This is a genomic window from Hoeflea sp. BAL378, from assembly GCF_000759435.1.
GTDB lineage: Bacteria > Pseudomonadota > Alphaproteobacteria > Rhizobiales > Rhizobiaceae > Hoeflea.
This window is the reverse complement of record NZ_JRJG01000054.1, coordinates 23,801-34,258: the sequence shown is the minus strand read 5'-3', so window position 1 is coordinate 34,258 and position 10,458 is coordinate 23,801. Positions and strand designations below refer to the sequence as shown.

Below are 10,458 nucleotides of genomic sequence, written 5' to 3'. Positions count from 1 at the left end.
CAGCAGCGAGCCGGTGTAGAGATTGACCGCGGCGAGGCCGGCCATGCCGGCAATCAGCGGAATCACCAGCACGACGACCTTTGTCTGGATGGAGAAGCGGGCGAGCAGCCTGTCGATGTTCATGAAGCGGATCCTGCTGAAGGGACGGGCGACATGCGGGCGAGCCGCCAGGACCGGGTGCATCATGCAGACCGCCGCGGCCGCGGGCCGGGCGGACGTCCCCCAAGGCCGGCATGGTGGCAGCGCGGGGTTAACGCGGGCTGAACGTTTCCCTTCAAAATTGTGCTCCGGGCCGGCTCCCGGGACGAGGCGTCCCGGCGCGCGGATCTGGCCGGTTCCGCGGCACCGCAGGCGGGACGCGGGCCGCCGATGGCTGGCGCGGCGGCGAAAAACCTCTATGATCGCGCCACGACTGCAAGAACATGGTGATTTATGGCATCCAGAAAGTCCGGCAAGACAGCTCCCTCCAAACCGGCGGCGCAGGCCTCGGCCCCCAAATATCTCGACGCCAAGCGCGGCGTCGCCAACTGGACCCAGGCCACCGAATGGCTCCGCGTCCGCGGCATCGAGGACATCGAATGCATCACGCCGGACTTCGCCGGCGTCGCGCGCGGCAAGATGATGCCCTCGTCGAAATTCACCTCCAACACCTCGCTGTCGCTGCCCTCGGCGGTGTTCCGGCACACGATCTCGGGCGAGTATCCCGAGGAAAGCGGCGATTTCCGCTACGACCCGCTCGACGGCGACCTCAAGCTGATGCCGGACCTGTCGACGCTGTCGGTGGTGCCGTGGGAAACGGATCCCACGGCGCAGGTGATCTGCGACATGGTGACCACCAAGGGCGATCCGGTCAGCTACACGCCGCGCAACGTGCTCAAGCGGGTGGTGGAGCTCTACACCGAGCGCGGCTGGAAGCCGGTGGTGGCGCCGGAAATCGAATTCTACCTGGTGGCGCAGTCGGACGATCCGGATTATCCGCTCAAGCCGCCGAGGGGCCGGTCGGGCCGGACCATCACCGGCGGTCAGTCCTACTCGATCGCCGGCGTCAACGAATTCGACGAGCTGGTCGACGACATCTACGATTTCTCCGACAAGCAGGGGCTGGAGATCGACACGCTGATCCACGAGGAAGGCCCGGCGCAGCTCGAGATCAACCTGCGCCACGGCGATCCGATCGAGCTGGCCGACCAGGTGTTCCTGTTCAAGCGCACCATCCGCGAGGCGGCGATCAAGCACGGCATGTACGCCACCTTCATGGCCAAGCCAATGCAGCAATATGCCGGCTCGGCGATGCATATCCACCAGTCGGTGGTGGACGCCAAGACCGGCAAGAACGTCTTCTCGAAGGCCGACGACGAGCCGAGCGAGGAGTTCTTCCACTTCATCGGCGGCATGCAATATTATGTGCCCAAGGCGCTGGTGATGATGGCGCCCTATGTCAATTCCTACCGGCGGCTGACGCCGGACATGGCCTGCCCGGTCAACAATGCCTGGGGCTACGACAACCGCACCACTGCGTTCCGGGTGCCGCATTCGGAACCGGTGGCGCGGCGGGTGGAGAACCGCCTGCCCTCGTCGGACGCCAATTCCTACCTGGCGCTGGCGGCCTCGCTCGCCAGCGGCTATCTCGGCATGGTCAATGCCATCCAGCCGAGCGATCCGGCCTACCAGAGCGTCAACGAGGGCTCGATCGACCTGCCGCGCGGCTTGCTCGAGGCGGTGTCGCTGCTTGAAAGCGAGCCCGCCTTCACGCAAGTGTTCGGCAAGGAGTTCATCAGCACCTATGCCGGGGTCAAGCGCGGCGAGTTCGAGACCTTCATGCAGGTGATCAGTCCCTGGGAACGGGAATTCCTGCTGCTCAATGTTTGAAAAGTGTAATTCATGACTTACCAAAGCCCGATTTCGCCGGGGATCTCCTTCTATGAGGCCACGCTCGGCGACCGCCCCACCTATGACGCGCTCACGGGGCCGGCGACCGCCGATGTGGTGATCATCGGCGGCGGCTTCACCGGCCTGCAGGCGGCCTATCATCTGGCGGCAAGCGGCAAGGACGTGGTGCTGATCGAGGCCGCGCGCCTGGGCGACGGCGCCTCGGGCCGCAATGGCGGCCAGCTCGGCACCGGCCAGCGGGCCTGGGTGGAGGAGCTCGAGGCCGATTTCGACCGCGACAACGCCGCCATGCAGCTCGCCATCGCCGAGCGGGCCAAGGCGCATCTCATGGATTTCGCGCGCGACCACGCGATCGAGGCGGACTACCGGCCGGGGCAGATTTCGGCCGCGCACAAGCAGGCTTATGTCAAGCACTACCGCGACCATGTGAAGATCATGTCCGACCAGTACGGCTATCAGGGCCTGACCTTTCTCGACCGCGAGGAAATCGCCGAGAAGCTCGGCTCGACGCGCTATTTCGGCGGCACCCATGACGCCGCCACCGGCCACATCAACCCGATGAAATATCTGGTGGGGCTGGCGCGCGCGGCGTCCCGGGCCGGGGCGCGGTTGCACGAGAGCACGCGGGCGCGGGCGATCTCGAGCGCGGGCGGCCGGGTCACGGTGAAGACGGATGCGGGCGACATCGTCGCCGGCCGGGCGCTGATCGCCTGCAACGCCTTCATCAGCGGGCTGGAGCCGGTAACCAGCGCGCATGTGATGCCGATCCGCTCCTTCATCGGCGCCACGGTGCCGCTCGGCCCCGACAGCCCGGTGATCCCGGGCGGGGAATCGGTCGACGATTCGCGCTTCGTGGTGCGCTATTTCCGCAAGAGCGCGGACGGACGGCTGCTGTTCGGCGGGCGCGAGGCATATACGTCGGACAATCCCGCCGACATTTCCACCCACATCAGGCGGCAGATCGCCGAGATCTATCCGGACCTGCGCGATGTCGAGATCACCCATGCCTGGGGCGGCTCTGTGGGGATCACGCTCACGCGCCGGCCCTTCGTGCGCGATGTGATGACAAACGTGACCTCGATCGGCGGCTTCTCGGGCCACGGCGTGATGCTGTCGAACTATTGCGGCAAGCTCTATGCCGACCATGTCAATGGCGGCTCGGAGGATCTCGAAGTGATGCGCAACCTGCGCGTCGGCCCCTTCCCCGGCGGCGACAAGCTGCGCAAGCCGCTCCTGTTCCTGGCGCTGACGTGGTTTTCGCTGAGGGACCGGTTTTAGGAGAGCTTTGCTCCGCCTTCGCCGGCGCGGAAGGATTTCTCCTCTCCTTTGCGGGAACGGCACTGGCTTTATCTAATCGATTAGATTAAGGATGGCGCACCATTTCACGCGAGGGATGCCAAGCATGAGCCAGATCATTCCGGTCGATCCGTTCGACTATGTCGTCTTCGGCGGCACCGGCGACCTTGCCGAGCGCAAGCTGTTGCCGGCCTTGTATCACCGGCAGTTGGCCGGGCAATTGACCAATCCGACCCGGATCATCGGGGCCTCGCGCTCGGAGATGGATCATGACGCCTATCGCGCCTTCGCGCGCGACGCGCTGAAGCAGCATCTCAAGAACGACGAGCTCAACGAGAACGATGTCCAGGAATTCCTGGGGCGGCTGTTCTATGTGGCGGTCGATGCCAAATCCGACAGGGGCTGGAACGAGCTCAAGGCGCTGCTGGACGAGGGCGAGGACCGGGTCAGGGCCTTCTATCTCGCCGTGGCACCTGCGCTGTTCGGCGACATTTCCGACCGGATCCGCGCCACCGGGCTGATCACGAAGCAGACCCGAATCGTCGTGGAAAAGCCGATCGGCCGCGACCTGCAGTCGGCCAAGGCGCTGAACCGGGCGATGGGCGAGGTGTTCGAGGAAGAGCAGATCTACCGCATCGACCATTATCTCGGCAAGGAGACGGTGCAGAACCTGATGGCGCTGCGCTTCGCCAATGCGCTCTACGAGCCACTGTGGAACTCGGCCCATATCGACCATGTGCAGATCACGGTGGCGGAATCGGTCGGGCTCGAGGGCCGCGCCGGCTATTACGACAAGGCGGGCGCGCTCCGCGACATGGTGCAGAACCATATCGCCCAGCTCCTCTGCCTGGTGGCGATGGAGCCGCCCTCGTCGATGGACGCGGAAGCCGTGCGCGACGAGAAGCTCAAAGTGCTGCGGTCGCTGAAGCCGATCACCGAGGCCAATGCCGACGCGGTGACCGTGCGCGGCCAGTACAAGGCCGGCGCCTCGGCCGGCGGCGCGGTGAAGGGCTATCTCGAGGAGCTCGAGGGCGGCGTCTCCAACACCGAGACCTTCGTGGCCATCAAGGCCGAGATCAACAACTGGCGCTGGTCGGGCGTGCCGTTCTATCTCCGCACCGGCAAGCGGCTGAGCGAGCGGATCTCGGAGATCGTCGTCGCCTTCAAGCCGATCCCGCATTCGATCTTCGGTTCCGGCGCAGGGCGCATCACCGCCAACAAGCTGGTGATGCGGCTGCAGCCCGACGAGGGCGTCAAGCAGTGGATCATGATCAAGGACCCCGGCCCGGGCGGCATGCGGCTGAGGCATGTGTCGCTCGACATGAGCTTCGCCGACCGTTTCGCCGAGCGCAATCCGGACGCCTATGAGCGGCTGCTGCTCGACGTGATCCGCTGCAACCAGACCCTGTTCATGCGCCGCGACGAGGTGGAGGCGGCGTGGAACTGGGTCGACCCGATCCTCACCGCCTGGGAGGAGACCGGCCAGTCGGTGCAGCCCTATACGGCGGGCACCTGGGGGCCGAGCCAGGCGATCGCGCTCATCGAACGGGACGGCAGGACCTGGCATGAAAGCGACTGAGGCGCTCCCGGTCCGGATGACGGAATTCGCCAGTGGCGCGGCGCTTGCCAGCGCGCTGGCGCGCAGGATCGCCGACCGGCTCGCCATGGCGATCGCCGCGCGCGGCGAGGCCACGCTCGCCGTCTCCGGCGGCACGACGCCGAAGGCGCTGTTCGCGGCGCTGTCCACCGAGGCGATCGACTGGCGCCGGGTGACAATCACGCTGGTGGACGAGCGCATGGCGCCGCCCGAGCACGAGCGCTCGAACCACCGGCTGGTGAAGCTTAACCTGTTGCAGAACCTCGCCGCCCAGGCGCGGTTCGTGCCGCTCTACAGCGCAGACGGCGATGCGCCGGCGGTTGCCGCGCGCGCCGCGGAGGCGATCGACGCGCTGGCGTTGCCCTTCGACGTGGTGGTGCTGGGGATGGGAACCGACGGCCACACCGCCTCGTTCTTCCCCGACGGCTCGACGCTCGCCGAGGTCACCGACCCGGGCTGTCCGACCAGCGTGATGGCGATCGAGGCGCCGGGCGCGGGCGAGCCGCGGCTGACGCTGACGCTGCCAAGGCTGGTGGAAGCCGGCATGATCGTGCTCCATATAGAAGGAGACGAGAAGAAGGCCGTGCTCGGGCGTGCGCGCGAGAACGGCCCGGAAGCCGAGATGCCGGTGCGCGCAGTGCTGCGCCACGCGCACACACCGGTCGAGATCTACTGGGCGCCCTAGCGCCAGGCCGCGCCCGGCGCTGACCGGGCAGCGACGAGGCCGAGCCCGGCCCCATTCGAACAGAAGGATGACAGCCATGACCGTCGATCCCCGCATTGCCGCCGTCACCGCCCGGATTGTCGAGCGCTCCAGGCCGAGCCGCGAGACCTATCTCGGTAGGCTCAGGGAGATGGCCGCCAAGGGCCCGTTCCGCTCGACGCTGTCCTGCGGCAACCTGGCCCACGGCTTTGCCGCCTGCGGGCCGGGCGACAAGGCGAACCTCGCCGGCGACGTGGTGCCCAATCTCGGCATCATCACCTCCTACAACGACATGCTTTCGGCGCACCAGCCGTTCGAGACCTATCCGGAACGGATCCGCCAGGCGGCGCGCGAGGCGGGCGGCGTGGCGCAGGTGGCGGGCTCGGTGCCCGCCATGTGCGACGGGGTGACCCAGGGCCAGCCGGGCATGGAATTGTCGCTGTTCTCGCGCGACGTGATCGCGCTGTCGGCCGCCGTCGGGCTGTCGCACAACATGTTCGACGCGGCGGTGTACCTCGGCGTCTGCGACAAGATCGTGCCGGGGCTGGTGATCGCGGCGCTGAGCTTCGGCCATTTGCCGGCGGTGTTCATTCCCGCGGGTCCGATGACCACGGGACTTTCCAACGACGAGAAGGTGCGGATCCGCCAGCTCTATGCCGAGGGCAAGGTCGGCCGCGCGGAACTCTTGGAGGCCGAGTCCAAATCCTATCACGGGCCGGGCACGTGCACCTTCTACGGCACCGCCAATTCCAACCAGATGCTGATGGAGATCATGGGGCTGCACACGCCGGGCTCGTCCTTCGTCAATCCGGGCACGCCGCTCCGCGACGCGCTGACCGTGGAGGCGGCCAGGCGGGCGCTGGCGATCACCGCGCTCGGCAACGAATTCACGCCGGTGGGCGAGATGATCGACGAGCGCTCGGTGGTCAACGGCGTGGTCGGGCTGCACGCCACCGGCGGATCGACCAACCACACGCTGCACCTGGTGGCGATGGCGCGGGCCGCGGGGATCCAGCTCACCTGGGAGGATATTTCCGATCTGTCCGACGCGGTGCCGCTCCTGGCGCGGGTCTATCCGAACGGGCCGGCGGACGTGAACCATTTCAATGCGGCGGGCGGCATCAACTTCATGATCGACCAGTTGCTCTCGGTCGGGCTGCTGCACGAGGATGTGCGCACGGTCTGGGGCAAGGGCCTGTCGGCCTATGCGGTGGAAGCCAAGCTCGGCGACAACGGCCAGGTGGTGCGCGAACCGGTCACCAAGATCAGCGGCGACCCCAAGGTGGCGACGACGGCGGACGCACCGTTCCAGCCCAATGGCGGGCTGAAGATGCTCACCGGCAATCTCGGCAAGGCGGTGATCAAGATCTCGGCGGTGAAGCCCGAGCGCCATGTGATCGAGGCGCCGGCGCGGGTGTTCAACGACCAGGCGGAGCTGCAGGCGGCGTTCAAGGCGGGCACGCTCGAAGGCGATTTCGTTGCCGTGGTGCGGTTCCAGGGCCCCAAGGCCAACGGCATGCCGGAACTGCACCGGCTGACCCCGCCGCTGGGTGTGCTGCAGGACCGCGGGCAGAAGGTGGCGCTGGTGACCGACGGGCGCATGTCGGGCGCCTCGGGCAAGGTGCCCGCCGCCATCCACGTGACGCCCGAAGCCAAGGACGGCGGGCCGATCGCCCGCATCCGCGACGGCGACATGATCCGGGTGGACGCGGTAACGGGCTCGCTCGAGGTGCTGGTGCCGGCCGCGGAGTTCGCCGCGCGGGAGCCGGCCAGCGCCGATCTCAGCCACAATGAATGGGGGCTGGGGCGCGACCTGTTCGCCCGCTTCCGCGAGAATGCCGGAACCGCCGACCAGGGCGCCAGCGTGCTTTACTGACGCAAGCGCGGCGAGGACCTCGCCGCACGCGTTCAACGCCGCCTGCCCGGCCCAGGGCTGCGGGGCGGCTAGCGGGCGCGCAGGTCCAGCACCCGGCCGCGATGGGCGGGATGATCGGAGAAGACGAAGACCTTGTTGAGTTCCGCCTCGGTCATCAGCCTGAGGAAGCGGACCTCGATCGTGTCGTTGGGATTGATGCGCATCAGCACGCAGCCGATGCGGGGGATGCGGGCTTCCGGGATATCGAGGCAGAATTGCCTGGGAATGGTGAACTGGGTGACGATGCCCAGGATGGCGCCGCTGCGGGAGATGGCGCGGAGCATGCAGCGGCGCGACGCCATATGCATGACGCCCTTCTCCGTGTACTCGATCCGGACGTGGTTCATCGTCTCCTCCATGGGAAACCGCTTCTCGCGGTCGTACATGAAGGATTCTTCCTTTTGCAGATAATGCGTTCCGGATGTGCTCATGGCATGTCCCCTGCTGAGCGATAAATGGATCATTAAATCATCTGTCTATGGTCCGGATGCTACCCAATGAACATTAACGGAGGGTGATCGCGGCCGCCGGCGCGGCTGCGGCGGGCGGCTTCGGCCGACTTGTACCCACCTTGAAGGCCGCCGTTTGGGTCGAAGTTTAATCACTTCCGGTCGTCCGCGATCACGCGCTGCGTGATCGGCCGTGAGAATTGGCCTCAAACCCATCACGTCGCCGCCGGGCGATCTCCCCTGCCCCGTTCGCGCGCAGGCGACAATGCCGGCTTTTTCGCCCGATTTCGCCATCAGATCATTCCGATTGTGAACAGTGCAGGTCGCGCAGGGTTGACGCAAAACGCGCCTCCGGCCGCCGTATTTTCCCGTAAACCATTGATTTACATGGTTCGAAAAAGTTTCACCGGCTCATCACCGCACGCAAACACACGAACCGGCCACGCGCTGCTCACCTTCATGTGGTTGGCAAGTCATCGGCCGAACTCTCACATTCAACTCATCGAAACGGACCGGCCCGAACGACCAAATGAACGGGCAGCCGCTTCAACCGAACCGAAACAGACCTGACACCAAAGGAAAACAACCATGAACAAGATCCTCCTCGCCCTCGGCCTGACGCTTGCCGCTTCCACCGGCGCCTTCGCTCAGTCCAGCTCCCTCGACGCCTTCGTTCCCCAGGCTGCAAACGCCTCCGGCATCGACTACACCGCGACCGCCTCGGTCGGCGGCGTCTCCAACGACCTGGTCGTCTATGACCGTGCCGGCAAGGACGGCTCGCCGAGCTTCCTCGCTCCGCAGGGCGGCGTCGACTACACCGCCACCGCTTCGGTCGGCGGCGTGTCCAACGACCAGGTGACCTACCACCGCGCCGGCAATGACGGCTCGCCCACCTTCAACTAAGGCCTGACCCCGGGCCTCGCGGATGACGGAGCCGGCTTTCCTCCCGGCCGGTTCCGTCCCCCGGCGCCCTGTCCCGCCCTCAGCCTTCAGCATTCATCCCCCACAAAAGGACTACCATCATGAACAAGATCATTATCGCCCTCGGCCTGACGCTTGCAGCCTCCACCGGCGCCTTCGCCCAGTCGAGCGCTCTCGACGCCTTCGCCCCGCAGGTCTCCAACGCCCCGATCGCAGCCTCTGCCACCGGCGCATCCAACGACCTGGTCAGCTATGACCGCGCCGGCAAGGACGGCTCGCCGAGCTTCCTCGCCCCGCAGGGCGGCGTCGACTACACCGCCACCGCTTCGGTGGGCGGCGTTTCCAACGAGCAGGTGAGCTATCACCGCGCCGGCAATGACGGTTCGCCGACCTACAACTAAAAGGCTGTCCCCAGGCCTTTGATGGCGCGGGACCGGTTTCCCTCCAGGCCGGTCCTGCCCGTCCCTCCCGCCCCCCGCGCGGCCGGACGCTTCCCCCGTCATGCGCCCGCGCCGCGCACGAAAGCCCCGTCCTCGCGGACGGGGCTTTTGGCTTTTCGGGACGGGCCGGGCGAGCCGGGGATCAGCGGCGGTAGGTCTGGCCCTTGGCGTCGAAGAGATGCAGCTTGGAGCGGTCGGCGGTGAAGCGCACCTTTTCGCCGCGGAAATTCTTCTGATGGCCCGCGACCTTGGCGATGATCGGCTCGTCCCCGGTCAGTCCGTGCACATAGAGCAGCGTCACCTCGCCCAGCGCCTCGACGATGGAAACGGTTCCCTCGAACAGGAAATCATCGCCGGTGGAGATGTCGAGATCTTCCGGCCGCACGCCGAAGGAGGCGGGCTTGCCCTGATCGCTCGCATCGACCGCAATGCCGGTGTCGACCGAGACGCCGCCGGTCAGGGTCACCACGGCGCTGGGCCCGGTCTTGTCGATGGTGCAGGGGATGATGTTCATCGCCGGCGAGCCGATGAACTGGGCGACGAACAGGTTCTGCGGCCGGTCGTAGAGCTCCATCGGCGGGCCGACCTGCTCGATATAGCCGCCCGACAGCACGACGATGCGGTCGGCCAGGGTCATCGCCTCGACCTGGTCGTGGGTGACGTAGATCATGGTCGTGTCGGGCATGCTCTCGTTGAGCTTGGCGATCTCGATGCGGGTGGCCACGCGCAGCGCCGCGTCGAGGTTGGAGAGCGGCTCGTCGAACAGGAACACCTTGGGATCGCGACAGATGGCGCGGCCGATGGCGACGCGCTGCCGCTGGCCGCCCGAGAGCGCCTTGGGCAGGCGGTCGAGATACTGGTCGAGCTGCAGGATGGAGGCGGCGGAGCGGACGCGGCGGTCGATCTCCTCGTTGCTCTCGCCGGCAATGCGCATGCCGAAGGCCATGTTGTCGTAGACCGTCATGTGCGGGTAGAGCGCATAGGACTGGAACACCATGGCGATGCCGCGCTTGGACGGCGGCACGTCGTTGACCACCATGCCGTCGATCTCCAGCGTGCCGCCGGTGATCTCCTCGAGCCCGGCGATCATCCTGAGCAGCGTGGATTTTCCGCAGCCGGAAGGACCGACGAAGACGATGAACTCGCCCTGTCTGATCTCGAGATCGACGCCGTGAATCACTTTGACGGCGCCGTAGGACTTCTTCAGGCCCTTCAGTTTCAAGCCGGCCATGGTTTCCTCCCGCTGG

The 10,458-nt window shown here is 66.4% G+C and carries 9 protein-coding genes; 7 read left to right on the top strand and 2 right to left on the bottom strand.

Translation table 11 applies throughout. The annotated features are described in order from the left end of the window. The first annotated feature begins 432 nt into the window (after positions 1-432). From LL06_RS13530 to edd, 5 genes are all read left to right on the top strand, one after another. A complete protein-coding gene (locus LL06_RS13530) occupies positions 433-1,869 on the top strand; it encodes a glutamine synthetase family protein (RefSeq protein ID WP_035527645.1) in 1,437 nt (478 codons plus the stop codon). 12 nt (positions 1,870-1,881) lie between these two features. Further along, positions 1,882-3,168: an FAD-binding oxidoreductase gene (locus LL06_RS13525; RefSeq protein ID WP_035527643.1), complete on the top strand. Its 1,287-nt coding sequence runs from the start codon at positions 1,882-1,884 to the stop codon at positions 3,166-3,168. A 124-nt stretch (positions 3,169-3,292) separates the two neighbouring features. Then, positions 3,293-4,765, top strand: a complete 1,473-nt coding sequence (gene zwf, locus LL06_RS13520) for a glucose-6-phosphate dehydrogenase (RefSeq protein ID WP_035527640.1) — start codon at positions 3,293-3,295, stop codon at positions 4,763-4,765. 16 nt (positions 4,766-4,781) lie between these two features. Beyond that, positions 4,782-5,468, top strand: a complete 687-nt coding sequence (gene pgl, locus LL06_RS13515; RefSeq protein WP_035527637.1) for a 6-phosphogluconolactonase — start codon at positions 4,782-4,784, stop codon at positions 5,466-5,468. Positions 5,469-5,544: 76 nt separating this feature from the next. Further along, complete coding sequence (gene edd, locus LL06_RS13510; RefSeq protein ID WP_035527634.1) at positions 5,545-7,362, top strand: phosphogluconate dehydratase; 1,818 nt, start codon at positions 5,545-5,547, stop codon at positions 7,360-7,362. A gap of 68 nt (positions 7,363-7,430) precedes the next feature. On the opposite strand, the gene LL06_RS13505 is transcribed toward edd, so the two are convergent. Continuing rightward, complete coding sequence (locus LL06_RS13505; protein ID WP_035527663.1) at positions 7,431-7,787, bottom strand: hypothetical protein; 357 nt, start codon at positions 7,785-7,787, stop codon at positions 7,431-7,433. Between the two features lie 651 nt (positions 7,788-8,438). Here LL06_RS13505 and LL06_RS13500 point away from each other — a divergent pair. Then, positions 8,439-8,753 carry a hypothetical protein gene (locus tag LL06_RS13500; RefSeq protein ID WP_035527632.1) on the top strand — a complete coding sequence of 105 codons (315 nt, stop codon included), beginning with the start codon at positions 8,439-8,441 and terminating at the stop codon, positions 8,751-8,753. Positions 8,754-8,872: 119 nt separating this feature from the next. Then, positions 8,873-9,172 carry a hypothetical protein gene (locus LL06_RS13495; protein ID WP_035527629.1) on the top strand — a complete coding sequence of 100 codons (300 nt, stop codon included), beginning with the start codon at positions 8,873-8,875 and terminating at the stop codon, positions 9,170-9,172. Between the two features lie 181 nt (positions 9,173-9,353). Here LL06_RS13495 and ugpC read toward each other — a convergent pair whose 3' ends face one another. Next, positions 9,354-10,442: a sn-glycerol-3-phosphate ABC transporter ATP-binding protein UgpC gene (gene ugpC / locus LL06_RS13490; protein WP_035527626.1), complete on the bottom strand. Its 1,089-nt coding sequence runs from the start codon at positions 10,440-10,442 to the stop codon at positions 9,354-9,356. Between the last annotated feature and the right edge of the window lie 16 nt (positions 10,443-10,458).

Excerpts from the sequence above, each read along its gene's own strand:
- LL06_RS13495 (WP_035527629.1), top strand. The coding sequence starts at position 8,873 with ATGAACAAGATCATTATCGCCCTCGGCCTGACGCTTGCAGCCTCCACC.
- edd (WP_035527634.1), top strand. The coding sequence starts at position 5,545 with ATGACCGTCGATCCCCGCATTGCCGCCGTCACCGCCCGGATTGTCGAG.
- LL06_RS13530 (WP_035527645.1), top strand. The coding sequence starts at position 433 with ATGGCATCCAGAAAGTCCGGCAAGACAGCTCCCTCCAAACCGGCGGCG.
- LL06_RS13500 (WP_035527632.1), top strand. The coding sequence starts at position 8,439 with ATGAACAAGATCCTCCTCGCCCTCGGCCTGACGCTTGCCGCTTCCACC.
- zwf (WP_035527640.1), top strand. The coding sequence starts at position 3,293 with ATGAGCCAGATCATTCCGGTCGATCCGTTCGACTATGTCGTCTTCGGC.
- LL06_RS13525 (WP_035527643.1), top strand. The coding sequence starts at position 1,882 with ATGACTTACCAAAGCCCGATTTCGCCGGGGATCTCCTTCTATGAGGCC.
- LL06_RS13505 (WP_035527663.1), bottom strand. The coding sequence starts at position 7,787 with ATGTACGACCGCGAGAAGCGGTTTCCCATGGAGGAGACGATGAACCAC.
- ugpC (WP_035527626.1), bottom strand. The coding sequence starts at position 10,442 with ATGGCCGGCTTGAAACTGAAGGGCCTGAAGAAGTCCTACGGCGCCGTC.
- pgl (WP_035527637.1), top strand. The coding sequence starts at position 4,782 with ATGACGGAATTCGCCAGTGGCGCGGCGCTTGCCAGCGCGCTGGCGCGC.